General features: G+C 64.7%; 23 protein-coding genes. 13 read left to right on the forward strand and 10 right to left on the reverse strand.

The features are described 5' to 3' along the window. The 3 genes from EOA36_RS03160 to EOA36_RS03170 all read right to left on the reverse strand — a co-directional run. The coding region (locus tag EOA36_RS03160; protein ID WP_145969105.1) for a 3-keto-5-aminohexanoate cleavage protein at window positions 1–269 on the reverse strand (269 nt) is incomplete at its 3' end. Then, entirely contained in the window at window positions 266–1,213 is a 948-nt protein-coding gene (locus EOA36_RS03165) for a 3-hydroxyacyl-CoA dehydrogenase (protein WP_127275586.1), read from the reverse strand. The genes EOA36_RS03160 and EOA36_RS03165, both read right to left, overlap by 4 nt. Before the next feature lie 11 nt (window positions 1,214–1,224). After that, complete coding sequence (locus EOA36_RS03170) at window positions 1,225–2,031, reverse strand: SDR family oxidoreductase (RefSeq protein WP_127275587.1); 807 nt, start codon at window positions 2,029–2,031, stop codon at window positions 1,225–1,227. Between EOA36_RS03170 and EOA36_RS03175 the strand changes: the two genes are divergently transcribed. The 13 genes from EOA36_RS03175 (at window position 2,022) to EOA36_RS03240 (ending at window position 17,514) form a co-directional block, all read left to right on the forward strand. Next, the gene (locus EOA36_RS03175) at window positions 2,022–2,237 is read left to right on the forward strand and encodes an FCD domain-containing protein (RefSeq protein ID WP_245464238.1); all 216 of its coding nucleotides are present in this window, start codon (window positions 2,022–2,024) and stop codon (window positions 2,235–2,237) included. The two genes, EOA36_RS03170 and EOA36_RS03175, sit on opposite strands and share 10 nt — an antisense overlap. 100 nt (window positions 2,238–2,337) lie before the next feature. Beyond that, window positions 2,338–3,801 carry a phosphatidylserine/phosphatidylglycerophosphate/cardiolipin synthase family protein gene (locus tag EOA36_RS03180; RefSeq protein WP_127275588.1) on the forward strand — a complete coding sequence of 488 codons (1,464 nt, stop codon included), beginning with the start codon at window positions 2,338–2,340 and terminating at the stop codon, window positions 3,799–3,801. Between the two features lie 121 nt (window positions 3,802–3,922). Beyond that, complete coding sequence (locus EOA36_RS03185) at window positions 3,923–4,723, forward strand: endonuclease/exonuclease/phosphatase family protein (protein ID WP_127275589.1); 801 nt, start codon at window positions 3,923–3,925, stop codon at window positions 4,721–4,723. Between the two features lie 108 nt (window positions 4,724–4,831). Beyond that, window positions 4,832–5,152: a hypothetical protein gene (locus EOA36_RS03190; protein ID WP_127275590.1), complete on the forward strand. Its 321-nt coding sequence runs from the start codon at window positions 4,832–4,834 to the stop codon at window positions 5,150–5,152. A gap of 144 nt (window positions 5,153–5,296) precedes the next feature. Continuing rightward, entirely contained in the window at window positions 5,297–5,896 is a 600-nt protein-coding gene (locus tag EOA36_RS03195; RefSeq protein WP_127275591.1) for an ANTAR domain-containing response regulator, read from the forward strand. A 2-nt stretch (window positions 5,897–5,898) separates the two neighbouring features. After that, a complete protein-coding gene (locus tag EOA36_RS03200) occupies window positions 5,899–7,137 on the forward strand; it encodes a CmpA/NrtA family ABC transporter substrate-binding protein (protein ID WP_189522178.1) in 1,239 nt (412 codons plus the stop codon). Between the two features lie 351 nt (window positions 7,138–7,488). Then, on the forward strand, window positions 7,489–8,805 hold the full coding sequence (locus EOA36_RS03205) for a CmpA/NrtA family ABC transporter substrate-binding protein (RefSeq protein WP_127275593.1): 1,317 nt from the start codon (window positions 7,489–7,491) through the stop codon (window positions 8,803–8,805). A 67-nt stretch (window positions 8,806–8,872) separates the two neighbouring features. Beyond that, window positions 8,873–9,763, forward strand: coding sequence for a nitrate ABC transporter permease (ntrB, locus tag EOA36_RS03210; protein WP_127275594.1), 891 nt, complete (start codon window positions 8,873–8,875; stop codon window positions 9,761–9,763). Window positions 9,764–9,773: 10 nt separating this feature from the next. Continuing rightward, window positions 9,774–10,571 carry an ABC transporter ATP-binding protein gene (locus EOA36_RS03215; protein ID WP_127275595.1) on the forward strand — a complete coding sequence of 266 codons (798 nt, stop codon included), beginning with the start codon at window positions 9,774–9,776 and terminating at the stop codon, window positions 10,569–10,571. Window positions 10,572–10,575: 4 nt separating this feature from the next. Beyond that, complete coding sequence (nirB, locus tag EOA36_RS03220; protein WP_127275596.1) at window positions 10,576–13,026, forward strand: nitrite reductase large subunit NirB; 2,451 nt, start codon at window positions 10,576–10,578, stop codon at window positions 13,024–13,026. Between the two features lie 211 nt (window positions 13,027–13,237). Further along, complete coding sequence (gene nirD, locus EOA36_RS03230; protein WP_127275597.1) at window positions 13,238–13,567, forward strand: nitrite reductase small subunit NirD; 330 nt, start codon at window positions 13,238–13,240, stop codon at window positions 13,565–13,567. 1 nt (window position 13,568) lies between these two features. Next, window positions 13,569–16,277 (forward strand): nitrate reductase, encoded by a 2,709-nt coding sequence (locus EOA36_RS03235; RefSeq protein WP_127275598.1) that lies wholly within the window; start codon window positions 13,569–13,571, stop codon window positions 16,275–16,277. 322 nt (window positions 16,278–16,599) lie between these two features. Then, window positions 16,600–17,514 (forward strand): hypothetical protein, encoded by a 915-nt coding sequence (locus EOA36_RS03240; protein WP_127275599.1) that lies wholly within the window; start codon window positions 16,600–16,602, stop codon window positions 17,512–17,514. Between the two features lie 271 nt (window positions 17,515–17,785). Here the strand turns inward: EOA36_RS03240 and EOA36_RS03245 are convergent, their stop codons facing one another. From EOA36_RS03245 to EOA36_RS03275, 7 genes are all read right to left on the reverse strand, one after another. After that, the gene (locus tag EOA36_RS03245) at window positions 17,786–19,300 is read right to left on the reverse strand and encodes an aldehyde dehydrogenase family protein (protein ID WP_127275600.1); all 1,515 of its coding nucleotides are present in this window, start codon (window positions 19,298–19,300) and stop codon (window positions 17,786–17,788) included. A gap of 200 nt (window positions 19,301–19,500) precedes the next feature. After that, complete coding sequence (locus tag EOA36_RS03250) at window positions 19,501–20,775, reverse strand: RNA polymerase sigma factor (protein WP_127275601.1); 1,275 nt, start codon at window positions 20,773–20,775, stop codon at window positions 19,501–19,503. Further along, the gene (locus EOA36_RS03255) at window positions 20,772–21,146 is read right to left on the reverse strand and encodes a YciI family protein (protein WP_127275602.1); all 375 of its coding nucleotides are present in this window, start codon (window positions 21,144–21,146) and stop codon (window positions 20,772–20,774) included. Before EOA36_RS03255 ends, EOA36_RS03250 begins: the two co-directional genes overlap by 4 nt. 107 nt (window positions 21,147–21,253) lie before the next feature. Continuing rightward, complete coding sequence (locus EOA36_RS03260) at window positions 21,254–22,345, reverse strand: DNA topoisomerase IB (RefSeq protein ID WP_127275603.1); 1,092 nt, start codon at window positions 22,343–22,345, stop codon at window positions 21,254–21,256. A gap of 111 nt (window positions 22,346–22,456) precedes the next feature. After that, a complete protein-coding gene (locus EOA36_RS03265; protein WP_127275604.1) occupies window positions 22,457–23,395 on the reverse strand; it encodes a glycosyltransferase family 2 protein in 939 nt (312 codons plus the stop codon). Window positions 23,396–23,640: 245 nt separating this feature from the next. Next, on the reverse strand, window positions 23,641–24,525 hold the full coding sequence (locus EOA36_RS03270) for a transglutaminase family protein (RefSeq protein WP_127275605.1): 885 nt from the start codon (window positions 24,523–24,525) through the stop codon (window positions 23,641–23,643). A 12-nt stretch (window positions 24,526–24,537) separates the two neighbouring features. Next, window positions 24,538–25,673 (reverse strand): alpha-E domain-containing protein (locus EOA36_RS03275; RefSeq protein ID WP_189553110.1); only part of this gene is annotated, 1,136 nt, incomplete at its 5' end.

Here is a 25,673-nt window from a genome sequence, read left to right on the forward strand (position 1 = left end):
GCATTGGTGCCTTGCTTGACGCGTGGCAGGAAGCGGGCAAACGCCTCCGGCGTCTGGTCGGGCCTGCCGGTCTCGGGATCGCGGGCATGCAGGTGCAGGATTGCCGCTCCCGCCTCGGCCGCCGCGATCGCTTCCGACGCGATCTGGTCCGGCGTGATCGGCAGATAGGGCGACATGGTCGGCGTGTGGATCGCTCCGGTCACCGCGCAGGTGATGATGACCTTGCCCCTGGCCACCGTGGCGCCGGGCTTGCGGCTGGTTTCTTTCATTGTCCGAACTCCTGATCCGATTTCTTCTTGTGCGCCGCCAGCGCCATCAGCCGGCGATCGCGCCACACTTGCCGCTCGCCTAGTTTTTCCCTCGGCAGGCGTTTGCCGCGCTCGGCCTCGACCGTCTCCATCACCTCGCCCGCCCAGTCGATCCGGCGCAACATCTGCGGGAAGATGTTGGAATAGATGCCCTGGTAACGCTCGACATAGTCGCGCACGCCGCCGGGCGCGTTGAGGTCGATGGTCTCGAACGGTCCCATGAAGGACCAGCGCAGCGCCAGCCCGTCGCGGATGCCGATATCGACGTCCTCGACGCTGGCATAGCCGTCGGCGACGAGCCGGAACGCTTCCTCCAGCAACGCGCCCTGCAGGCGGTTCATGATGAACCCGTCGAGTTCGCGCTTCATCACCAGCGGCGCATGGCCGGCCTCGATGAGGAAGGCGCGTGTTCTTTCGAGCGTCTCGGCCGATGTCCACGGCGCTGGCACGACCTCGGCGGCGGGAATGAGGTAGGGCGGATTGATCGGATGCACGACAAGGCAGCGATGCCGCCCTTGCAAATGGTCGGTGAATTTCGACGGCAACAGCGCCGAGCTGGAACTGGCGATCACCGCTCGCGGATCGGCAGCAGAGTCGATCAGCGAAAACACCTCACGCTTGACCTCGAGATTTTCCGGCGTGTTCTCCTGGACATGGATCGCGCCGGCCAGCGCCTCGCCGAGTTCGGCGGCAACAGTGATGCGATCGAGCACGGTGGCGGCGGACTGTCCCCGCAGCAGGTCGTTGGCAGCGAGATCGCCGAGCACACCGGCTATGTAGTCGCGCGCGCCGCCGGTCGCGGCGCGGGACTGGTCCCACATGCGGACGTCATGACCGGCGCGCGCGAAACTGATCGCCCAGGCCCGCCCGATGAATCCGCTGCCGACGATCGCAACCTGTGCCATGGATCTTGCCCTCAAAGTGTTTCGACATTGCCGTCGACGCCGAGCGACTGGCCGGAAATGTTTATCCCCGCATCCGAAAGCAGGAAGGCGACCATCGAGGCGACATCATAAGGGCTGGTCATGCGGCGCAGCGAGATGTTCTGCAGATAGCGCCCGGTCATTTCTTCGTGGCTGATGCCGATCTGCCTGGCGCGCGCCGAGATGACGCCCTCGATGCGGGGACCCTCGATGATGCCGGGCAGGATGGCATTGACCCTGATGCCGTGCGGCCCGAGCTCCTTGGCAAGGCTCTGTGTGAAGCCGATCACGCCGAACTTGGCGGCCGAGTAAGGCGTGCGGAAAGCATAGCCGTGGCGGCCGGCGGCCGACGACATCGAGACGATCGAGCCGCCTCCCGCCGCCTTGATCATCGGCACGGCGCGCCGCGCGCACAGGAACTGGCCGGTCAGGCAGACATCGAGACAGCGCCGCCAGTCGTTCGGCTCGATCTCGTCGACGCCGCCGGTCGGGCCGGCAATGCCGGCATTGTTGATCAGGGCATCGAGCCCGCCGAGCTTTTCGGCGACCGTCTCGAACAGCCGGTCGACGTCGTCTTCGTGTGAGACGTCGGCCTTGACCGCGGCCACCAGATCGATCTTGCCGGGAGCGGCAGCCAGCGCCTCGTCGGACACGTCGCAGACGACGATGCGCGCCCCGAGCCGCGACAGCGTGTCGGCGATGGCGAAACCAATGCCGCCGGCGCCTGCTGTCACCAGCACGCGCTGTCCATTGAGGCCGGCCAGAAATTCCGCCGCCGTTTCAGGTGCCTTTGTGCTCATCGTCCGTCCTTCCCATCGAGAACCTGTGGCTGCAGATCAGCCCCTATTTCAACGTGCTGCACGATTCGGGAAACTATTCGACCGCCAACGAACATCATCAGGAGATGTTCGCGGCCCTGTGTGATCACGACGGCGACGCCGTCAAGGCCGCGGTGCGCGCCGATATCGACGCCGCTTTCAATGTCCTGGTTGGCTTGCTCAAATAACCGTGCGCCGGCCGTTCTCTCACCGGCGGAGCCCAATGGGTGAGTGTGGAAATCGCCGGCTGCATTGCCTTCCGCGGGCGCTCGCTGGATAGTCCTGGCAATGTTCGAGACCCTGGCGATTCACTGGCCCCAAATACTGGCGATCATCTCGGTGGTGATGGCGACCATCGGCATTGCCCATGCCGTCATGACCAAGGAGGACGTCCGCGCCGCCACCGGCTGGGTCGGCATCATGGTGCTGTCGCCGATTCTCGGCGTGCTGATCTATGCCGTGGCCGGCATCAACCGCATCCGCCGCGCCACGATCAGCGCGCAGCGCCCGCTTGCCGAGGGCCTGGTGTCGGCCAAGCATGAGCGCGACGTCGCCGCCGAAGAGGCGCTGATCATCGAGCGCTATGGACAGCGGTTCACCGGCCTCAGAACGCTGGGCGACAGGGTGGCGCGGCGCGCGCTCAACCCGGGAAATGCAATCGACGTGCTGGAAAGCGGCGACGAGGCCTACCCCGCCATGTGCGCGGCGATCGACGGGGCCGAGCGCAGCGTCCTGCTCGAGACCTATATTTTCGACAATGACGCGGTCGGCCTGCTTTTCGTCGAAGCACTGGCCGGCGCTGTCCAGCGCGGCGTCACCGTGCGTGTGCTGATCGATGCCGTCGGCGCCCGCTACTCCGTCCCCAGCATCCTGGGGCATCTGCGTCGCGCCAACATCACGGCGGATGTTTTCAACGGCAACATCGTCATGGGCCTGCGCTTGCCCTATGCCAATCTGCGGACCCACCGCAAGATCCTGGTGGTCGACGGCACGGTTGCCTTTACCGGCGGCATGAACATCCGCAAGGGTTTTTCAGCGGAGTTCGCCGGGTCGAACAGCGCCCAGGACACGCATTTCCAGGTCACCGGACCCGTTGTCGCCGATCTCTTCTCGGTCGCCGCGGAAGACTGGCGCTTCGCCACCAAGGAGGCGCTGAAGGGCGATGCCTGGCGGATCACACCGGTTTCACCGCCCGCTGGCCAGCCGATGCTGGTGCGTGCGGTTGCATCCGGGCCGGACGCCAGCAACGAAACCAACCACAAACTGATGATCGGCGCCTTCTCGGTCGCGCGCAAGTCGATACGCCTGATGTCGCCCTATTTCCTGCCGGACCGGGAACTGATCAGCGCCCTGGTTACCGCGGCCAGGCGCGGCGTCGAGATCGATGTCGTGGTGCCGGCGGTGAACAACCTCTTCCTCGTCGACCGCGCCATGACCGCCCAATTCGACCAGATCCTGAAGAATTATTGCCGCATATGGCGCACGGAAGGCCCCTTCGATCATTCCAAGCTGCTTTCGATCGACGGCGTATGGGCTTATGTCGGGTCCTCCAACCTCGATGCACGTTCGCTGCGGCTCAACTTCGAGATCGATCTGGAGGTCCTCGACGCGGGTTTTGCCACCGAGATCGAGACCCGGATCGGATCGGCGATCGAAACGGCCGTTCCAGTGACGCTGGCCTCCTTGCGCGCGCGGCCCTTCATCATCCGCCTGTTTGACCGCATCCTCTGGCTGGGATCGCCCTATCTCTGAGAAATCCTGTCTTTAACAAAATGACGTGTTTGCCCGATAGCGTGTCGCCAACCATGGAACATCGGCCGAATGACTCTATTTCTAGGTGCATGATGAGAACGGCAGGGATGATGGGCACGCTATGCGAATGAATGGGCGCAGCCTGCCGGCCAGCATGCTCCTGTCCATTCGCGACAGGCGGATGCGCAAGGCCAACGCCTTGTCGCCGAAGAAGGACGGCGTCACCGGGACGCTGGTCGCCTCCTACAACGTCCACAAATGCATCGGCGTCGACCGCAAGTTCGATCCCGACCGCACCAGCCGCGTCATCCGCGAGATCGCCCCCGACGTCATCGCCCTGCAGGAGGCCGACAATCGCTTCGGCGACCGCGACGGGCTCCTCGACCTGCACCGTCTTGAACTGGAAACCGGCCTCGTGCCTGTGCCCATTTCCGCAACGGGCAAAGGCCATGGCTGGCACGGCAATGTCCTGCTGTTCAAAAGGGGCGTCGTTCGCGACGTGCATCAGATCAGGCTTCCAGGTCTCGAACCCCGCGGTGCCGTGGTGGCCGAGATCGATCTCGACGGGAACCAGTCCTTGCGCATCATCGCGGCCCATCTGGGGTTGCTGCGCCGCTCCCGCTCGCAGCAGGCCCAGGTCGTGCTTGATATCATGAACAGCCCCGACGAGAAGCCGACGCTCCTGCTCGGCGATCTGAACGAATGGCGGCTCGGAAACCGCTCCGCGCTGAACACGCTGCACGCAACCTTCGGCCCGCAGCCGCCAGCAGTCCCCACCTTCCCGTCCAACCTGCCGCTGCTGGCACTCGACCGGATCATGGCCAACCGGCACGGCATGATCGCGACCGTCGAAGCGCATGACACGCCGCTGTCGCGCGTGGCCTCCGACCATCTGCCGCTGACCGCCTTCGTTCGCCTGTAGCATGTGGCCGATAACACCTTGATGTCGCCGGCGTCGCAAAGCGTGTGGATTCGAGCGGAACACCCGGTTCTTCAGCGAGTTTATGTGTTGAATATACAGGAGGATGGAATGAAAAAGTTGATTTTGGCCTCGGTGCTGGCATTCGCCGCGACAGCGGCAGCGATGGCGCCAACCCAAGCCGCCAGCCTGACTATCCAGTCCGACGACGGCGGCCAATATTCCTCGGATGACGATTCCGGAATCGTCGTTCGCCGTCATCATATGCGCCACTATGACAACGAGTATGACGGCGACCAGAACGCTCAGTACGATGACTACGACAATGGCGGCTACCGCTGGCGCCACCACCATCACCGCTGCCACACGGAAACGATTGTGCATTGGCGCCACCACCACAGAGTGTTCGAGGACGTTCGCGTCTGCGGCTGAGGTCGCTCCGTCTCCTGATCCAACCGTCTCCTGATCCAACCCTTGGCGGGTTGCCGCCAAGGATAGCCGTTGACAGCCGTCGCCTCCCGCCGACGCCGCCATTGCCGCATTGCACAAATTTCCGAGCGTGCCCACAATGCGGGCATGATCCGAACTTCACTCGCCGTCTTGGTGATCGACGAAAACCGCATCCGTGCCTCGATAATCGAGGCTGGCTTGCGCGAGGCGGGCCATCAGCGGGTCACCGTCATCCATGACGTCAGTGGCATTGCGCGCCGCATCGCCGAGATCGAGCCCGACGTCATCGTCATCGATCTGGAAAACCCCAACCGCGACATGCTGGAAAACATGTTCCAGCTGTCACGTGCGGTAAAGCGGCCGATCGCCATGTTCGTCGACCGCTCCGACCAGGCCTCGATCGAGGCCGCGGTCGATGCCGGCGTTTCGGCCTATGTCGTCGACGGGTTGAGGCAGGAGCGCGTCAAGCCGATCCTCGACATGGCGGTGAGCCGCTTCAACGCTTTCTCGCGCATGGCGCGCGAACTGGACGAGGCGCGCAGCGAGCTCGAGAGCCGCAAGGTGATCGACCGCGCCAAGGGCATCCTGATGAAATCGCGCGGCCTGAGCGAAGAGGCCGCCTATATGCTGCTGCGCAAGACGGCGATGAACCAGAACCGCAAGATCAGCGATATCGCCCAGAGCCTGGTGACTGCCGCCGGGCTTCTCGGACCGGGGGACGAATAGACATGGGCGCCGAGCATCAGATCACCGCCGGCTTCATGCCGCTTTTCGATAGCGCCGTCCTGGTGGCAGCCGGCGAACTGGGCTTTGCCGCGCGCGAAGGCATCGATCTGGCGCTGCACCGCGAGACCTCCTGGGCCAACATCCGCGACCGCATCGCCATCGGCCATTTCGACCTTGCGCACATGCTGGGACCGATGCCGCTTGCCTGCAATCTTGGCCTCACCCCCCTCGCCTCCGAGACCATCGTGCCCTTTTCGCTGGGGCTCGGTGGCAACTGCGTCACCATCTCCAACGCCGTCTGGGCCGGCATGGCGGCGCACGGCGCCGTACCCGATCTCGATCCGGCTCGCGCCGGCGCGGCCCTCGGTGCGTTCATCCGCGAGCGGGCGGCCGCCGGCCGCGAGGCGCTGCGCTTTGCCGTCGTGCACCCGCATTCCGGGCACAATTACGAACTGCGCTACTGGCTTGCCGCCTGCGGCATCGATCCAGAGCGGCAGATCGAGATCGTGATTGTGCCGCCGCCCTTCATGGCCGACGCGCTGGCCACTGGGCGCATCGACGGCTATTGCGTCGGCGAACCCTGGAACAGCGCCGCGGTGGCGGCCGGCACCGGCCATATCGTCACCGTGAAGGCGCTGCTCTGGCGCAACAGCCCGGAAAAGGTCATCGGCGCGCGCAAGGCCTGGGCCGAGCAAAATCCCGAGGCCCTGGCTGCACTGCTGCGCGCATTGCATCACTCGGCGTGCTGGTGCCAGGACCCTGCAAATCGCGCCGAACTGGCGGCGCTGATGGCGCAGCCCGGCTTCCTTGGCCAGGAGGCGGCCGTTCAGATGCCGATCCTGACCGGGCATCTGCAGCTCGGCGGCGGCGCACAGCGGGCCGTCGAGGACTTCTTCGTGCCTTTCGACAAGGCCGCCAATTTCCCCTGGAAGAGCCATGCGCTGTGGTTCTACACCCAGATGGTGCGCTGGGGTCATGTCGCGCACACGCCGGAGAATCTCGCCATCGCCCGCGACTGCTACCGGCCCGACCTTTACCGGTCGGCGCTGAAGCCGCTCGGCGTCGCGCTGCCGGGCGCCAATGCCAAGGTCGAGGGTGCGCTGAAGGTGGCGACGCCGGTGGGCTCGGCGGGCGCCAGCCTGGTGCTCGGCCCGGACGGCTTCTTCAACGGCCAGATCTTCGATCCGGACGAGATCGACGCCTATGTCGACAGCCAAAAAACGACCCTCGGAGAAGCCTGATCATTTCTGCGCCATCCTTGTGCATTGCACAAAAATTATGCGCCCCTGTAGGCAAGGTGATCAATGTTTGACCCCAATCGCGGTGGATCGAGTTGCCGCGTGATGCTCCGATCCCACTGAATTCATTTGATGTTTTCTTCCAGAAGGAAACTGGCACGGTTCCTGCATTGAAATGAGCGAGCCCTTCTCGGGCAACGGAACAGGCGTCCAATGGCGGGCGCCACAGGCAAAGCTGCCGCTCAGGCCACTGCGCAATCCCCAGGGATGCGCGAAGGCCTGGACGGCGGCTTTTTTGTTTTTGGCCGAACACGCAATCGACGGCGCTTCCAAGGCGCTCAACCGGAGACGACGATGACGAAACGGATCGGAACTGGCACATCCCTCAAGGATTTCACCCGCCGTGATTTTCTGGCCAGCAGCGCGCTGACGGCGGGACTGTTTATTGCCGCAAGGTCATTGTTTCCTGCGGGCGCCCATGCCGAAGGCAAAGGTCCCGAAGTGACCGGCGCCAAGCTCGGCTTCATCGCGCTGACCGATGCCGCGCCTCTGATCATCGCCAGGGAGAAGGGCCTGTTCGCGAAATTCGGCATGCCTGATGTCGAGGTGCTCAAGCAGGCCTCCTGGGGGGCGACGCGAGACAATCTGATGCTCGGCGGCGAAGCCAACGGCATCGACGGCGCCCACATCCTGACGCCGATGCCTTATCTCATGCACACCGGCAAGGTGACGCAGAACAACCAGCCGCTGCCGATGGCAGTCGTCGCTCGCCTCAACTACGATTGCCAGGGCATTTCAGTAGCCCAGGAGTATGCCGCCACCGGCGTCGGCCTCGATGCCTCCAAGCTGAAGGACGCCTTCGCCGCCAAGAAGGCGGCAGGCAAGGAGGTCAAGGCCGCCATGACCTTCCCGGGCGGCACACATGATCTGTGGCTGCGCTACTGGCTGGCCGCCGGCGGCATCAACCCCGACAAGGACGTCTCGACCATCGTCGTGCCGCCGCCGCAGATGGTGGCCAACATGAAGGTCGGCAACATGGACGTGTTCTGCGTCGGCGAACCGTGGAACGAACAGCTCGTCCACCAGGGCGTCGGCTTCACCGCCGCCACGACCGGCGAGATCTGGAAGGGTCATCCGGAAAAGGCGCTCGGCCTGCGCGCCGCCTTCATCGAGAAATACCCGAACGCCACCAAGGCGATCGTCATGGCGGTGATGGCGGCACAGCAATGGTGCGACGCCAAGGAGAACAAGGACGAGATGGCCGCCATCATCGGCAAGCGGCAATGGATGAACGTGCCTGTCGCCGACATCGTCGGCCGCCTCAAGGGCGACATCAACTACGGCAACGGCCGGGTCGCCACCGCCACCGACCTCTACATGAAATTCTGGAAGGGCGGCGTCTCCTACCCATTCAAGAGCCACGACAGCTGGTTCCTCGCCGAGAACATCCGCTGGGGCAAGTTCGCGCCGACCACCGACATCAAGGCGCTGGTCGACCAGGTCAACCGCGAGGATATCTGGCGCGAGGCGGCCAAGGAACTCGGTGTCGCGGCAAGCGACATCCCGGCCTCGTCTTCGCGCGGCGTCGAGACTTTCTTCGACGGCAAGACTTTCGATCCGGCCAACCCCTCGGCTTATCTCGACAGCCTGACGATCAAGGCATCGGCCTAGTCAGGCCAAACGGCATTTCGCCGTCTCTCGTTCAGTTCGACCAGACGCCACGGAGTTTTCCCAGGACATGTCCATCCAAGCCATCGAGGACACCAAGGTAAAAGCATTCCCGGCCAAGCCGGCCGAGGTGGTCGCCTTCACCGCCAAGACGCGGCGGCGCATTGATCTGGTATCGATCGCAGGCAAGGTCGCCAGCGCCCTCGTCCCGCCCGCCATCGTCATCGCCCTTCTGCTCGTCGTCTGGCAGGTCGCCTGCTCGTCGCCGACGGCAAGCCTGCCGCCGCCGAGCCAGGTATGGAACGAAGCCTATGACCTGATCGCGCATCCGTTCTTCGACAACGGCCCCCAGGACATCGGTCTTGCCTGGCGGGTGCTGATCTCGCTGCAGCGCGTCGCCATCGGCTTCGGCATGGCGGCGGTGGTCGGCGTCGCGCTCGGCGCGCTGGTCGGTCAGTCGGTCTGGGCGATGCGCGGCCTCGATCCGGTGTTCCAGATCCTGCGCACCGTGCCGCCGCTCGCCTGGCTGCCACTGTCGCTCGCCGCCTTCCGCGACTCCAATCCATCGGCGCTGTTCGTGATCTTCATCACCTCGATCTGGCCGGTCATCATCAACACCGCCGTCGGCGTGCGCAACATCCCGCAGGACTACCGCAACGTCGCCCGCATCCTGCGGCTGAACCAGCTCGAATTCTTCGTCAAGATCATGGTGCCGGCCGCGGCGCCTTACATCTTCACCGGCTTGAGGATCGGCATCGGCCTATCCTGGCTTGCCATCGTCGCAGCCGAAATGCTGACCGGCGGCGTCGGCATCGGCTTCTTCATCTGGGACGCGTGGAACTCGTCACGGCTGCCCGACATCATCGTCGCGCTCGCCTATATCGGCGTCACCGGCTTCTGCCTCGACCGCCTGGTCGCGGCGGTCGGCGCCTTTGTCACCCGCGGCACGACGGCAAAGTGAGGACAGCGCCATGACCGCCTATCTCAAACTCGACCACATCGACAAATCCTTCGCGCGTGGCGGCCAGGTCAGCGAGGTGCTGAGGGACATCAGGCTGACCATCCACAAGGGTGAATTCGTCTCCATCATAGGTCATTCGGGTTGCGGCAAGTCGACCTTGCTCAACCTGATCGCCGGCTTGACCAAGATTTCCGCCGGCGCCGTGCTTTTGGAAGACAAGGAAGTCGACAGCCCCGGCCCCGAACGTGCCGTAGTGTTCCAGAACCATTCGCTGTTGCCGTGGCTGACCGTCTACGAAAACATCAACCTGGCGGTGTCGAAAGTCTTCGGCCGTTCGAAGAGCAAGGCCGAGCGGCATGACTGGATCATGCGCAATCTCGACCTCGTGCAGATGGCGCATGCAAGCGACAAGCGCCCGGCCGAAATCTCCGGCGGCATGAAGCAGCGCGTCGGCATCGCACGGGCGTTGGCCATGGAGCCCAAGATCCTGCTGCTCGACGAGCCGTTCGGAGCTCTCGACGCGCTGACGCGCGCCCATCTGCAGGACGCCGTGATGGATATCCATTCCAGACTCGGCTCGACGACGATCATGATCACCCATGACGTCGACGAGGCGGTGCTGCTGTCCGACCGCATCGTCATGATGACCAACGGTCCGGCCGCGACCATCGGCGAAGTGCTTCCCGTGCCGCTGGCGCGGCCACGCCGGCGCATCGAACTTGCTTCCGACCGCACCTTCCTGCGCTGCCGCGAGGCGGTGCTGAAATTCCTCTACGAACGCCACCGCTTCGTCGAAGCCGCGGAGTAACGCCATGACCGAAAAACTCGTCATCATCGGCAACGGCATGGCCCCCGGGCGCATGCTGGAGCATCTGCTGGAGCAGGCGCCGGGCCGCTACGCCGTCACCATCTTCAACGCCGAGCCGCGCGTGAACTACGACCGCATCATGCTGTCGCCGGTTCTCTCAGGCGAGAAGGCCTATGAGGAAATCATCATCCATGGCGACGGCTGGTACATCAAGCACGGCATCACCCTCTACAAGGGCCACAAGATCGTGGCCATCGACCGCACGGCGAAGACGATCACCTCCGACCATGGCGTCACCGAGCCCTACGACAAGCTCGTCATCGCCACCGGCTCGGTGCCGTTCATCATCCCGGTGCCGGGCCACAATCTGCCGGGCGTACTGACCTATCGCGACCTGGACGACGTCCAGGCAATGATGCTCGCCGCCCAGTCGCGGGCCAAGGCCGTGGTCATCGGCGGCGGCCTGCTCGGATTGGAGGCGGCGGCCGGCCTCAACGCGCAAGGCATGGACGTCACCGTGCTGCATGTCATGCCGACGCTGATGGAGCGCCAACTCGATCCGGCCGCCGGCTATCTCCTGCAGCGCGCGGTGGAGGAGCGCGGCATCAAGGTCATCACCAAGGCCAACACCCAGGCGATTACGGGCAATGGCAAGGTCGAGCAGGTGGAACTCGCCGACGGCACCATCATCCCGGCGACGCTGGTGGTGATGGCGGTCGGCATCAGGCCCAACGCCGCGCTGGCCAAGGATGCAGGCGTTGCCGTCAACAGAGGCATCGTTGTCGATGCCGGCATGCGCAGCAACGACCCCGACATCTTCGCGCTCGGCGAATGCGCCGAGGTGGGCGGCATGGTTTATGGGCTGGTGGCGCCGCTCTACGAGATGGCGCGTGTTGCCGCTCATCAGCTTGCCGGCGACGAGACAGCTGCCTTCGTCCACATGGACACGCCGACCAAGCTCAAGGTCACCGGCATCGACCTCTTTTCGCTCGGCGACTTCGCCGACGGCGACGACCGCCAGGAGATCGTGCTGCGCGATGCTTCCGCCGGCGTCTACAAACGCCTGGTGCTCAAGGACGACCGCATCATCGGCACGGTGCTTTATGGCGAGACATCGGACGGCGCCTGGTTCAACGACCTGAAGAAGAAACAAACCGACATATCGCAAATGCGCGATACGTTGATCTTCGGCCAGTCCTACCAGGGGGGTACCCCGCTGGACCCTATGGCGGCCGTTGCAGCCTTGCCGGATGATGCGGAAATCTGCGGCTGCAACGGCGTTTGCAAGGGCAAGATCACGGGCGCGATCACGGGCAAGGGCCTGACTTCGCTCGACGACGTGCGCGCCCACACCAAGGCGTCGGCCTCCTGCGGCTCCTGCACCGGGCTGGTCGAAAAGCTGATGGTGTTGACCCTCGGCGACACCTACAACCCGGCCGCCGTACAGCCCATGTGCTCCTGCACCACGTTCGGCCATGACGAGGTGCGCCGGCTGATCAAGGCCAAGGCGCTGAAGACCATTCCGGCGGTCATGCAGGAACTGGAGTGGAAGACCTCCTGCGGCTGCGCCAAATGCCGGCCGGCGCTCAACTACTACCTCGTCTGCGACTGGCCTGACGACTACGCCGACGACTACCAGTCGCGCTTCATCAACGAGCGCGTCCACGCCAACATCCAGAAGGACGGCACCTATTCGGTGGTGCCGCGCATGTGGGGCGGCGTGACCAACGCCGCCGAACTGCGCGCCATCGCCGACGTCGTCGACAAGTTCGAGATCCCGATGGTCAAGGTCACTGGCGGCCAGCGCATCGACATGCTCGGCATCCGCAAGGAGGATTTGCCGGCGGTGTGGGCCGATCTCGGCCAGGCCGGCTTCGTTTCCGGCCATGCTTACGCCAAGGGGCTGCGCACGGTGAAGACCTGCGTCGGCTCGGACTGGTGCCGCTTCGGCACGCAGGATTCGACCGGTCTCGGCATTCGCATCGAGAAATTCATGTGGGGCTCGTGGACCCCCGCCAAGGTCAAGATGGCGGTGTCGGGTTGTCCGCGCAACTGCGCCGAGGCGACGTGCAAGGATGTCGGCGTGATCTGCGTCGACAGCGGCTACGAGATCCACTTCGCCGGTGCCGCCGGTCTCGATATCAAGGGCACGGAAGTGCTCGGCCTGGTCAGGACCGAGGACGAGGCGCTGGAGCACATCGTGGCGCTGACGCAGATGTATCGCGAGCAAGGCCGATACCTCGAGCGCATCTACAAATGGGCCAAGCGCATCGGCATAGCCGAGGTCAAGCGCCAGATCATGGACGATGGCGAGAAGCGTCGAGCCTATTACGAGCGCTTCGTCTTTTCGCAGAAGTTTGCCCAGGTCGATCCGTGGTCCGAGCGCGTCTCCGGCAAGGACAAGCACGAGTTCCGGCCGATGGCTTCGGTCGGGTTTGCGCAGGCGGCGGAGTGATGGAGATGTCAGCGCGAGCCACCCCCCTCTGGCCTGCCGGCCATCTCCCCCTCAAGGGGGGAGATCGATCACCATGGCGGCCTTCGCCAATTGTCGACGTTGCAGAATGGGCGGTGAGCCTGAAGCTGCCAATCTCCCCCCTTGAGGGGGAGATGTCCGGCAGGACAGAGGGGGGCGCCTGGGCGCGATCCTATCAAGCAAAGGCAGTGCTATGAACTGGATCGCCATCGGCACCCTCTCCGACATTCCCCGGCGGGGCGCGCGTTGCGTCGCCACACCACAAGGCAAGATCGCCGTCTTCCGCACAGCGGACGACGCGGTCTTCGCCATCGAGGACCACTGCCCTCACAAGGGCGGACCGCTGAGCCAGGGCATCATCCATGGCGCGGCCGTGACGTGCCCTCTGCACAATTGGGTCATCTCGCTGGAGACGGGCAAGGCGCTTGGCGCCGACGAAGGCGCCGTGCGCACCATTCCCGTGAAGCGGGAAGGCGAGCGCCTGTTCATCGCGCTGGAAGCGCTGGCCAGCCGCGCCGCCTGACATGGAGATCGTTGAAGCGCGAGAGGTGAGGACCACCTGCCCCTATTGCGGGGTGGGCTGCGGCGTGCTGGCAAAGGTCGCCACGGACGGGCAGGTGTCCGTCCGTGGCGACCCCGATCATCCGGCGAATTTCGGCCGGCTCTGCTCGAAGGGCTCCGCGCTCGCCGAGACCATCGGCCTCGACGGCCGGTTGCTCCGTCCGCAAATCCACGGCCGGGGCTCCTCTTGGGACGAGGCGCTCGACCTCGTCGCCTCGACCTTCTCGCAAGTCATTTCCGAGCATGGTCCCGACGCGGTCGCCTTCTACGTCTCCGGCCAGTTGCTGACCGAGGACTACTACCTCGCCAACAAGCTGATGAAGGGCTTTGTCGGCTCGGCCAACATCGACACCAATTCGCGTCTCTGCATGGCTTCGTCCGTCGCCGGCCACCGCCGCGCCTTCGGCTCCGACACGGTGCCGGGAAGCTACGAGGATCTGGAACTGGCTGATCTGATCGTGCTGGTCGGATCCAACCTCGCCTGGTGCCATCCGGTGCTTTATCAGCGCATCGCGGCTGCCCGCGAAAAACGGCCCGAGATGAAGGTGGTGCTGGTCGACCCGCGCCGCACCATGACATCTGATATCGCCGACATGCACCTGGCGATCGCGCCGGATGGCGACGTCGCCCTGTTCACCGGCCTGCTGGCATGGCTCGGTCAGCACAATGCGCTCGACCGTGCCTATATCACGGCGCATACGTCCGGCTTTGGACAGGCACTGTTCGCCGCCTCCGCGCTCGACCTTGCCGGCGTCGCTGCCGCCACGGGGCTCAGCGAAGACGAGCTCGGCCGTTTCTACAGCCTGTTTGCCAGGACCGAAAAGACCGTCACCGTCTACAGCCAGGGCGTCAACCAGTCGTCCCAGGGCACCGACAAGGTCAACGCCATCATCAACTGCCATCTTGCCACTGGCCGTATCGGAAAGCCCGCCGCCGGACCGTTCTCGGTCACCGGCCAGCCCAATGCCATGGGCGGCCGCGAGGTCGGCGGCATGGCCAACATGCTCGCCGCCCATATGGAGATCGAAAATCTCGAGCATCGCGAACGCGTGCGTCGCTTCTGGAAGACACCGGAGATTGCAGGCAAGCCCGGCCTCAAGGCGGTCGAGATGTTCAAGGCGGTTGCCGACGGGCGCGTGAAAGCACTGTGGATCATGGCCACCAACCCGGTCGATTCGATGCCGGATGCAGGCGCCGTCGAAGCGGCGATCAAGGCCTGCCCCTTCGTCGTGGTGTCGGACGTGCTGGCCGAGACCGACACGGTCCGCCATGCCCATGTCCGGCTGCCGGCGACGGCCTGGGGCGAGAAGGACGGCACCGTCACCAATTCCGAGCGCTGCATCTCGCGCCAGCGCGCGTTCTTGCCGGCCCCCGGCGAGGCGCGGCCCGACTGGTGGATCATTGCCGAGGTGGCGCGGCGCATGGGCTTTGACGACGCGTTTGCGCATGAGACGCCAGCGGAGATTTTTGCTGAGCACGCCGCGTTGTCAGGATTCGAGAATGACGGCGCGCGGGATTTTGACATCGGGGCCTATGCTGATGTTGACCCCGATGGGTATGAAGCGCTTGCGCCGTTTCAGTGGCCAGCACTTCAGCCAGGCGGAAGTACTCAAGCTGAACCTCCGCCCGACGCGGTCAACTCGACCGGGCACCAGCCCACTCGCTTCTTCGCCAACGGCAACTTCTACACGCCCGACCGCAAGGCGCGCTTCATCGCCATCCGCCCGACCGTCGAAACCCGCACCGCCCCCGACTTCCCGCTCATCCTCAACACTGGCCGCATCCGCGACCACTGGCATACCATGACCCGCACCGGCAAAAGCCCGCGCCTGTCCCAGCACATCGCCGAGCCCTTCGTCGAAATCCACCCGGTGGATGCGCAACGCCACGGCGTTGGCGATGCTGACATCGCACGCGTCTCGACTCCGCGCGGCGAAGTGCTGGTCCGCGCGCTGGTGACCACGCGCCAGCGTCAGGGCAGCGTGTTCGCGCCGATGCACTGGACCGATCAATTCGCCGCCAGGGGTCGGCTCGACACGCTCACCACATCGCTTACCGATCCGGTGTCGGGCCAGCCGGCGCTGAAGCATGTCGCGGCCCGCATCGAGAAATTCACCGCTCGGGCATTCGGCTTTGCCGTGACACGCAAAAGGCCCGTGGCGATGGCCGACTATTGGGCGGTAGCCAGATGCCGGGGCGGCTGGCGGGTCGAGCTCGCCTTTGCCCGCGACGATGTCGACTGGACGGCCTTCGCCGGTTCGCTCTTCGATGCTGCGGATGGCGAAATGCTTGCCTATCACGACCGCGAGGCCGGCCAGCACCGCATCGCCGCCTTCGACGGCGAGCATCTGGTGGGTGCCTTGTTCATCGCGCCCGGTCCGGTCGCGGTGTCGCGCGGCTGGGCGGCCGAGCAACTCGATGAGGTCCACGCCAGCCAGCGGCAGCGTTTCAGGATCGTCGCCGGCCGCGCCGGTGCCGAGCGGCCAGATGCCGGCGCGACCGTCTGCTCCTGTTTCAACGTTGGGGTCAACCAGATCACGGCTGCCGTGGCGGCTGGCTGCACCAGCGTCGACGCCATCGGCGCCACGCTGAAGGCGGGCACCAATTGCGGCTCCTGCCGGTCCGAGATCCGGGCGATCATCGCGGCCAATCGGGTCCAGGCCGCCGAGTGAAGGTGACATGACCCGCTGGGCCGGCCTGAACTCCGGTCGGAAGGTGGGATCGAACCTGTCCAACAGTTAATCGCCCGGGGGTGATGGGGTGAAAGATGCCGCGACGGACCAGCAAAAGGAAATGCCCCTGCGGACAACCGTCGCACCACGCAGCTCGCTTGGCTGGATTCCACCGTTCGGCTGACCATAGTTGAGAGGCGTTTTCCAAGCCATAGCGAGCAGTTGGCGAAATGCGCATCTAACCGCTGCCGTGGACCTGGGGCTCGGCTGGCCCTGTCCTCCGCGATTGGTACGTCTGGACATGCGTGGTGAAGACTGGAAAATGGGGAACGCAACCTCGCCATCCGAGTTGATTCAAAGCATCGGGAGATCAGCGCTGAATCTGGAAGACATAGCCGGCCATCCGGCCTTGCACCGCTACGTTCAGGAACAGTCGCAGTCCCTGATCCGTATCTACGAGGAAAGCCCGCGGCTGGCTTCCATCTTTGCCACCCAGCAGCGTTGGCTGTTGGGTCATGTCGGCCTTGCCATGCACTTCAGGCGCGACCCGAATGACCGCCGCAAGGAACTGACCGTATCACGTTTCATCGAGGTCGTGCACAAGAACGCGGTGGCCAGCCGCAATACGGCGGACGCCTTCATCAAGGAGATGCTGCACTACAACATCGCCGAGTATGTGGCGGGTGGGGACGGCCGCACGCATCCCTTGCAGCCGACAGCGGCGACCATCGAGCGATTCACCGGCTGGGTAACAGCCCATCTGCGCACGCTTGACCATATCGATGGCGGCGACCGGCTGGCCAGATATTTGGAGCGGCCCGAGATGCTTGCCACGCTGCAGCCCCTGGTGGCTGACGGACTGCTTGCGTCCAAACCGGTGCGCGAACCCAACCAGACCTTTTCCCTGTTCATCTGGCTCAACAATGGCGGCATCGTCATGGACTGGCTGATGTCGGGCATCGACCCCGCCCACGCCGGCCTGGAGCGGATTCCGACCAGCGTGGTTTCGATCGGTGACTTCGCCAAATGGCTTAAGCTGTCGCGGACCCATCTCGGCCGCAAACTGCGCACGGCAGAGGAGCTCGGCAGCATTGGCTGGCTTGGTCAGCGCGGCCATTCGGTGATGTGGGTGTCGCACCGATTTTACGAGGAATACATGACCGTCCAGGCGGCCAAGCTGGCCGTCGTCGACACGGCCTTCAAGGCCTGCTTCCCGCCTTCGCAAGGCGACGGCTGAGCAGCGGCACACGAGAGCCATTTCAGCCGTAATACGTTTTCCGTCCGGAATTGTGCCAGAACAGGTGGATTGACCGGTTCCGCGTTTGCGTGGCTGCGCGACGCCGACGACCTCGGCAGCGTCGGCAGGCTCTGCCAGCGCCCAGTTACGAAAAGCCGACGCTGGACAAGTGTCGGAAGCTGTCCAGCGTTACAGCCGCGTGTACACCCTCCACCTGTGTCGATTGATGCTCGCGGAGCTGATCGACCTGACGGGGGCACCCCTGACATTCTCAGTCGATGTCGAACGAGACGCCTTGGGCGAGCGGCAGCGCCTTGGAATAGTTCACCGTGTTGGTGGCGCGGCGCATATAGGCCTTCCACGCATCGGAGCCGCTCTCGCGGCCGCCCCCGGTTTCCTTTTCACCACCGAACGCGCCGCCGATTTCGGCCCCGGAGGTGCCGATGTTGACGTTGGCGATGCCGCAATCCGAGCCGTCCACACCGAGGAAACGCTCGGATTCCTGCAGGTCACGGGTGAAGATCGACGACGACAGGCCGGCGCCGACAGCATTGTGCTCGTCGAGGACGGCATCGAAGTCGGAATACTTCATCACATAGAGGATCGGCGCGAAGGTCTCTTCCGTCACCGGTGCAACCTGTTTCGGCATTTCGACCAGCGCCGGATGGACATAATAGGCATCGGAATAGCCGTTCTCGACACGCGTCCCGCCGGTCACCTTGCCGCCATGGGCGGTCGCTTCGCTCAGGGCCTTCTGCATGGCATCGAACGCGGCCTTGTCGATCAACGGCCCAACCAGCGAGGAGGTCTCCAGCGGATTGCCGACCGAAACGCTCTGATAGGCCTTCTTCAGGCGCGGCACCAAGGCATCGTAGACGCTGTCATGGACGAACAGGCGGCGCAGCGTCGTGCAGCGCTGGCCGGCCGTGCCCATGGCGCCGAAGGCGATGGCGCGCAGCGCCATGTCGAGATCGGCCGTCGGGCAGACGATGCCGGCATTGTTGCCGCCCAGTTCCAGCACTGCGCGTGCAAAACGCTTGGCCAGGCGAGGACCGACATCCCGGCCCATGCGGGTCGAGCCGGTGGCCGAAACCAGCGGCACCTTGGGATGATCGACCAGGATCTCGCCGACCGCGCGGTCGCCGATCAGCACCGGCGCCAGGCCTTGCGGTGCGTCGGGGCCGAAACGCTTGACGGCACGCTTGAAGATCGCTTCGCAGGCAAGCGCCGTCAGCGGCGTCTTCTCGGAAGGTTTCCATACCACGGCATCGCCGCAGACCAGGGCAAGTGCCGCGTTCCACGACCACACCGCGACCGGGAAGTTGAAAGCCGAGATGACACCGACGACGCCCAGCGGATGCCAGGTTTCCATCATACGGTGGCCGGGACGCTCGGTGGCGATGGTCAGCCCGTACAATTGACGGGACAGACCGACGGCGAAATCGCAGATGTCGATCATTTCCTGCACTTCGCCGAGCCCTTCGGAGGGGATCTTGCCGACCTCGATCGACACCAGCCGGCCAAGCTCAGCCTTGTGCGCGCGCAGTTCCTCGCCCAGCAGCCGCACCAGTTCGCCGCGCTTGGGACCTGGCACCAGCCGCCAGGACTGGAATGCCTTGTGCGCTCCGTCGATGGTCTTTGCCGCATCGGCCGGCGAGATCGTCTTCAGCGCCGCGATCTGCTCACCTGTCACCGGGCTGCGCACGATCAGGTCGCCGCCGTCAAGCGTCTCCTTGGCCACGCCCAGTTTCGCCAGAAGCTCGGCCGTTTCCTTCGCTATCGTCATTTTTGTTCCTTTCAGATCCCGCCGCTCATATGGCTGGGGTCAACGCCTTGCGCCATGCCTTCCCGGCGCCGTCGCGGCTGGAAGGGGCTGTCATGGCGTGCCATTACCTGTTTCAGGGGAAAATCGCCACCCCGGCATGGTCCAAGCCCAAGCCGCACGATTGAGCCAGACGATGCCTGGGCTGAACGGGCAGAGGGTGCTCAGTTTGCCTTTGTCGCCGGCGCGCGCACGGCGCCGTCCTTGATCAGGCGGTCGATATGCATGCGGATATGGGCTGCTTCCGCCGCCGTGTTGGCAAGCGCGATGGCGCGGTCGAAGGCAATGCGTGCCTCCTCGCCCCGGTCGAGCTGCATCAGAAGCCCGCCCTTGAGGCCGAAGAAATGGAAATAGCCGGAAAGCCTCGGCTCGAGCGGCTCGATCATCGCCAGTGCCGCTTCCGGTCCACGCACCTTGGCGACCGCGACCGCACGGTTGAGGGTGATGACCGGCGACGGCTGCATCTGTTCGAGCAGGCCGTAAAGCAGGTCGATTTCCACCCAGTCCGTGTCCTCGGCTTTCGCCGCCCGCGCATGGAGTGCGGCGATCGCCGCTTGCACCTGATAAGGACCGGGCTTGCGGTGGCGCAGGGCCTTGTCGACCAGCGCCAGCCCTTCCTCGATCATCTTGCGGCTCCACAGGCGCCGATCCTGGTCCTCGAGCAGCACGATCTCGCCGTCGCCGTCGAAACGGGCCGGTGCGCGCGCGTGCTGCAGGAGAAGCAATGCCGTCAGCCCCATGATCTCCGGCTCGGTCTGGAATAGCCTCAGCAGCAGCCGGGCCAGCCGGATCGCCTCCTCGCACAGCGGCGCGCGGGCCGGCGCTTCGCCGCTGTTGGTCGAGTACCCCTCGTTGAAGATCAGGTAGACCATGGCGGCGACCGCAGCGAGCCGTTCGGAGCGCTCGGCCGCGCCCGGCGTCTCGAACGGCACGCCCGCATCGGCAATGCGCGCCTTGGCGCGGGTGATGCGCTGTTCCATGGCGCTCTCGCCGACCAGGAAGGCGCGCGCGATCTGCTTGACGGTGAGGCCGGAGACGATGCGCAGCGCGACCGCGATCTGCTGCGTCGCGGGCAAATCAGGGTGACAGCAGATGAACAGCAGCCGCAATATGTCGTCGCGGTAATGCGCGCCATCAAGCCGCTCGGCGATGTCGCTCTCGGCATCTTCCAGATCGGAGATCTGGTCTTCCTCCGGCATCGGCGCCTGCTTGGCGCGCTTGCGCACCGCGTCGATGCCGCTGTTGCGGCCGACAAAGATCAGCCACGCCGCTGGATCGCGCGGCGGCCCATTCTGCGGCCAGTTCTTGAGCGCCCTGAGGCAGGCATCCTGGAAAGCTTCCTCCGCGGTATCGAGGTCGCGGAAATAGCGCAGCAGCGCGCCCATCGCCTGCGGACGGGCGGCACTGATGGCCGAGCTTATCCAGGCAAGTTCGGTCATACGGCAACCCCGGTGGGATTGAAGACGGACACCGGCCTGATCTCATACGAGCCGCCGCTCGGGTTGACCTCGGAGAGTTCGCGGGCGAATTCCACGGCCTCGTCGAGATCGGCGCATTCGAGCGTGTAGAAGCCAAGGAATTGTTCCTTGGTCTCGGCGAACGGCCCGTCGATGACAACGGATTCGCCCTTGACCTTCCGCAGTGTCGTCGCCGCTGTCGTCGGCAAAAGCCGCGCCACCGGGCCGAGCCGGCCGGCCTTGGCATATTTGTCCTGGACGTTGAGGAGATTGGCCATCACTTCGTCGTCCTGCGCCTTGCTCCAGGAGCTGACGACGTCTTCGGAAGCATAGCACAGGATGGCGTAGAGCATGATCGGTCCTTTCTGTATCAAAGGACGAAACAGTAGGACCGATCCCGACACGGCGTCGATAAAAAAATCCGGCAGCTGCGGATTCGGTGTTCGTCAGTCGCGCCGGGTTAGCTTTCGTGTGTTTCCAGCCATCTCAGCACAAGCGCCTCCTCCTCATCGAGACCGTCTATGGACCGCTTGCGCTTGTTGGCTTCCGCCATTTCGGCAAGCAGCCGTCCCTGCGACCAGGCCTCGAAAACCTGCGGATGGATATAGCATTTGCGGCAGACCGCACGCGTGTTGCCCAGCCGCTCGGCCACCTTGTCGATGACGCTGTTCATCACCCGCTTTTGCTGCGCCTGGCTTTCGGGCAGTTGCGTCTGCGCAAACAGTGACGCGGCGTGGATGGTGCCGCCCCACGTGCGGAAATGCTTCGAACTGAACGCGTCGCCGACCGCTTCGCGTATATAGTGGTTGACGTCGTCGGAGCGCACAGGGCGCCTGTTGCCGTCCTCGTCGAGATATTGGAACAGCTTCTGCCCCGGCAGGTCCTGCGCGCCCCGAACGATCCCGGCGATGCGGCGGTCGACCAGCTTCAATCTCCATTCCTTGCCGGACTTGCCCTTGAAGGCAAAGCGCAGGCTTGATCCCTTGATGTCGACATGCCGGTCCCGCAATGTCGTCAGGCCGAAGCTCTTGTTGTCGCGTGCATAGGCGGCATTGCCGACGCGGATCATCGTGTTGTCGAGCAGCCAGACCACCGCGGCGACGACGCGTTCGAGCGGCAGGCCGCGACGGCGCAGGTCTCTGTCGATCCTGCGCCGAAGGTCCGGCAGGCTTTGGGCGAAAGCGACGAGGCTCGAATATTTGGCGCCGTCGCGCTCCTCGGCCCATTGCGGATGATAGCGATACTGCTTGCGCCCCCGCTGATCCCTCCCGGTCGCCTGGATATGCCCGTTCGGATCGGGCGAAATCCAGACATCGGTCCAGGCCGGCGGAATGACGATCGCCGCGATGCGCGCCCTGGCGGCGTCGGACACCGCTTTCCCCTCCGGTCCCCTGTAAGTAAATCCCTTGCCCGCCTTCAGCCGGCGGATACCGGGCTCGGCATCGCTGACATAGGTCAGCGCGGCATGCTCGGCTGAGCTTTGCGCCCCGTTCCGCGGCGATGCATCTGTCTCCGCCGACGGGCTCAGCGACAATCCTGATCTCTGCAGCATGTAAGCTCCACGCAAATACGCGTAGATAAGCTGCTGGTTGACTGCTGGTTCCACACGCCGCCTGCAAAGCAGGCGATCCTGCTGGCGTCGGCACCTGGCGCGGCGCGAGGCCTACAACGCGCCCTGCATCTGGGTCAGCGGAAAGGACAGCCGGCGCCGCACCTTGAGCTTGAGCGTGTAGCGCAGGCAGCGCCAGGCTTCCGAACGCCGCTTCGGTGCGGCCGCGGCCACCGCCAGGAAGCGCGACGCGGTCTCCAGGTCGCCCCGCGCATAGTGGACGCGGGCGATCTTGAGCGCGACAAGGCCCTCCCTGGCTTTCAGTGCCGAAATCGGGATGCCGCAATCGGTGAGCTTCCGCAACTCCCGGCGCCAATCCAGGAAGCGGCGCGCCGGGTTGACCGTGAAGCGATCATCGGAGCGCTCCGCTGAAACTTCGTAAATCATGACGGGACGCTGAACCATGGCCAGCGACGCCTTGCTCATCAGCCGCGCCCAGAACAGCGTGTCCTCATCGAAGGCGAGCCCGACCGGGAACCGGGTCTCGCCGATGAGACGCCGGGAAGCCAGCACACTGCCCACCGCCACCGAGCGTATATCCCCCTTCACATAGGCGGAGGCATTGGTGAGGCAGGCCGCGGTATATCCGTTTGGCACCTTGATCTGCCGGTCCTCGCCGTTCACCCTGCGCCGGAAGGCGCCGACGATCATGTCGGCCTTGGGCTGGCTTTCCGCTTGCGACAGCAAGGAGCGCAAGCCACCCTGAAGATGCAGGTCGTCGGCATCGATCAGGTAGACCCATGGATGGATCGCCTCATCGAGCGCCAGGTTGCGGGCGCCGCCGGCGTCGCGGCAATTGGCCGGCAGTACACGCAGCGGCAGGGAGGATCGCGCGGCCGCCTGCCGCGCTGCATCGGCCGTGCCATCGGTCGACTGATCGTCGACCAGCAGAATCTCGCCGATAAACCCGGCCTCTCCGCCGAGCGACGCCAGCGTTTTGGCAATCGTTGCCGCCGCATTGTGCGCGGGTATGACGACGCTGACAGTTTTCAATGACAAACCCGCACCTGTACGCAGCCGCTTAAGACTATTCTCCCTCGGAACGAATACAGACTAAAGCAATTCCAGGTAAAGTGCGAAACGGTTTTTCCGTTCGGAATTGCGCCAAATCAAGGGGTTAGAGCGGCTCGCCGTTTCCGTGAAACGGTGAACTGCTCCAATGGCCTCATCGATGTTTGAGAAGTCTACTCCATCTATCGCGGGCACTCGCGGCGCCGGGCAAGCTGGCACGCCCGTTTTCACGCCTTTTCGAGCACCACCGGGATGACGTCGACAGCCTGCTCCCCGACCTGGCCGCCGGTCGTCTTCAGCACACCGACGATGGGCGCCACATCCGAATAGTCGCGCCCGTAACCGACAGTGATATGGTCGTTGGAAGCCCGCATGCCGTTGGTCGGGTCGAACTCCTGCCAGCCGGCATCACGCCCGCACCAGACCTTGACCCAGGCATGCATGGCGTCCGCACCTTCCAGCCGGGGCTTGCCCTTGGGCGGAATGGTACGCAGGAAGCCGCTGACATAGCCGGCCGGAATGCCGAGACCGCGCAGCCCGGCGATCATGATGTGGGAGAAATCCTGGCAGACCCCGCGCTTCAGCCGGAAGGCATCGCTGGCCCGGGTCCGCACCGTGGTCGCTTCGCCATCATAGGTGAAATCGCGATGGATGCGGTTGCACAGGTCCGTCGCCGTCCCAGCGGCCGAGTTTCCGACGCTGTCTTGCGCGAATGCGGTGATCGCCGCATCGATACCCGCATGGCTGCTGGCGGCCAGGAAATGGTGCGGCGAGGCGGGCGCCAGCGACCGCACGGCGGCCAGTTCCCGCCTGAGCCGGCCGATATCGGGCGACACGTCGAGCCCGGGCTCGGGCCGCGACACCGCCACGCGCGCGCTCATCCTTATGTCGAGCGCTTCATGCGCGTCGCGAAACGCGATCGAGGTGACGTTGTTGCCGAAAAAATCGGTGAAGTCGGATCGTTCATTGGGCGCCGGCTCGAAGGACAGCGAAGCGGCGATGACCCGTTGCACGCCGCTGATGGTCGGCGGCAGCACCCGCACCTGATGCCGGCCGCCGCCGGCAGCGGCGGCGTAGTCGTAATGGAGCAGAAGCCGGATGTCGTACAGCATGGCCATTGCTTTCTAGCCGAAATAGGCTCTGGCGAGGCTGTTGTAGAGGCCGCCGATTTCGCTGGCGAGTTCGTTCAGCGCCTTCGTCGTCATGTCGGCCGGTTCCTTGATGGCGATGGCCGTGTTGAGCTGCAGGATCTCCTTGGCCGCTGCCGACATATGCCCCTCGCCGCCTGTCGTCGGCAACAGCCCGATCTCGGCCTTCAGCCTTTCCAACTGGAACAGGATGGAGCGTGGATTGAGCGGATCGAGCGCCAGGAGATCGATCACCGTGCGCCGGCCGGCCTGCACCGGATATTGCCGGCGATGGGTCATGACGCTGTCGCCGATCTCCAGCATCATATCCAGCGCGCCATCCGGCGCCTTGCTGCCGGTCAGTCGGGCCAGCGTGCCGGCGATCTGGATGCCGCGCTCCAGCCGCCGGCCGATCTCGAGGAAGCGCCAGCCCGCGAAACGGTACATGTTCTCATGCAAAAGGCCTGAGAATCCGGCAAGCTTGCGCAGGATGACGGTCATGGCCCGCGTCGCGTCGTCGCCGGGCGCCACGGTGGTAGCGAACTGATGGATGGTCTTCGACAAATCCTTGAGCGCCAGCCAGCCATCCGGCGAGAAACGATCGCGGATCTGGCCGGCGCTGTAGACGGCGCTGTCGAGCGTACCGATCAATCCTGACGGGATCGCCGTCTCGACATCGATGCCGAACGGTTCGAGATAGTCCCTGATGTCGGCCAACAGCGGCATATCGGGATCGGATGTTTCGGCGAGCCGCACATGATAGGCGCGCAGGATGCGCACGGTGTCTTCCGAACGTTCGATGTAGCGGCCGAGCCAGGTCAGGTTTTCCGCCGCGCGGCTGGGCAGGCTGCCCGGCTTGGTGCGGTTGAAGCTGTCACCCTCTTGCGGCAGCAGCGTCTCGCGCTCGACCGGTTTGTCACTGACCACCCAGACATCGGCCGCCTGGCCGCCGCGCTGCATGGCGATCGCCGTCGGGTCGAGCGACAGGCCGACACGGGCGAAACCGCCCGGCATAACCGTCCAGCCCTCGGGCGTGCGCGCCAGATAGACGCGCAGGCTCGCCGGCCGGGGCTCCAGCCAGCCGCCGACATAGACGGGCGTCGTCGAAAGCGTCACCGCTTCCTGGCCAACGA

Source organism: Mesorhizobium sp. M8A.F.Ca.ET.021.01.1.1, from assembly GCF_003998025.1.
Classification (GTDB): Bacteria; Pseudomonadota; Alphaproteobacteria; order Rhizobiales; family Rhizobiaceae; genus Mesorhizobium.

Coding starts and splice junctions, on each gene's coding strand:
- EOA36_RS03165 (WP_127275586.1), bottom strand. CDS start 1,213: ATGGCACAGGTTGCGATCGTCGGCAGCGGATTCATCGGGCGGGCCTGG.
- EOA36_RS03170 (WP_127275587.1), bottom strand. CDS start 2,031: ATGAGCACAAAGGCACCTGAAACGGCGGCGGAATTTCTGGCCGGCCTC.
- EOA36_RS03180 (WP_127275588.1), top strand. CDS start 2,338: ATGTTCGAGACCCTGGCGATTCACTGGCCCCAAATACTGGCGATCATC.
- EOA36_RS03185 (WP_127275589.1), top strand. CDS start 3,923: ATGCGAATGAATGGGCGCAGCCTGCCGGCCAGCATGCTCCTGTCCATT.
- EOA36_RS03190 (WP_127275590.1), top strand. CDS start 4,832: ATGAAAAAGTTGATTTTGGCCTCGGTGCTGGCATTCGCCGCGACAGCG.
- EOA36_RS03195 (WP_127275591.1), top strand. CDS start 5,297: ATGATCCGAACTTCACTCGCCGTCTTGGTGATCGACGAAAACCGCATC.
- EOA36_RS03200 (WP_189522178.1), top strand. CDS start 5,899: ATGGGCGCCGAGCATCAGATCACCGCCGGCTTCATGCCGCTTTTCGAT.
- EOA36_RS03205 (WP_127275593.1), top strand. CDS start 7,489: ATGACGAAACGGATCGGAACTGGCACATCCCTCAAGGATTTCACCCGC.
- ntrB (WP_127275594.1), top strand. CDS start 8,873: ATGTCCATCCAAGCCATCGAGGACACCAAGGTAAAAGCATTCCCGGCC.
- EOA36_RS03215 (WP_127275595.1), top strand. CDS start 9,774: ATGACCGCCTATCTCAAACTCGACCACATCGACAAATCCTTCGCGCGT.
- nirB (WP_127275596.1), top strand. CDS start 10,576: ATGACCGAAAAACTCGTCATCATCGGCAACGGCATGGCCCCCGGGCGC.
- nirD (WP_127275597.1), top strand. CDS start 13,238: ATGAACTGGATCGCCATCGGCACCCTCTCCGACATTCCCCGGCGGGGC.
- EOA36_RS03235 (WP_127275598.1), top strand. CDS start 13,569: ATGGAGATCGTTGAAGCGCGAGAGGTGAGGACCACCTGCCCCTATTGC.
- EOA36_RS03240 (WP_127275599.1), top strand. CDS start 16,600: ATGGGGAACGCAACCTCGCCATCCGAGTTGATTCAAAGCATCGGGAGA.
- EOA36_RS03245 (WP_127275600.1), bottom strand. CDS start 19,300: ATGACGATAGCGAAGGAAACGGCCGAGCTTCTGGCGAAACTGGGCGTG.
- EOA36_RS03250 (WP_127275601.1), bottom strand. CDS start 20,775: ATGACCGAACTTGCCTGGATAAGCTCGGCCATCAGTGCCGCCCGTCCG.
- EOA36_RS03255 (WP_127275602.1), bottom strand. CDS start 21,146: ATGCTCTACGCCATCCTGTGCTATGCTTCCGAAGACGTCGTCAGCTCC.
- EOA36_RS03260 (WP_127275603.1), bottom strand. CDS start 22,345: ATGCTGCAGAGATCAGGATTGTCGCTGAGCCCGTCGGCGGAGACAGAT.
- EOA36_RS03270 (WP_127275605.1), bottom strand. CDS start 24,525: ATGCTGTACGACATCCGGCTTCTGCTCCATTACGACTACGCCGCCGCT.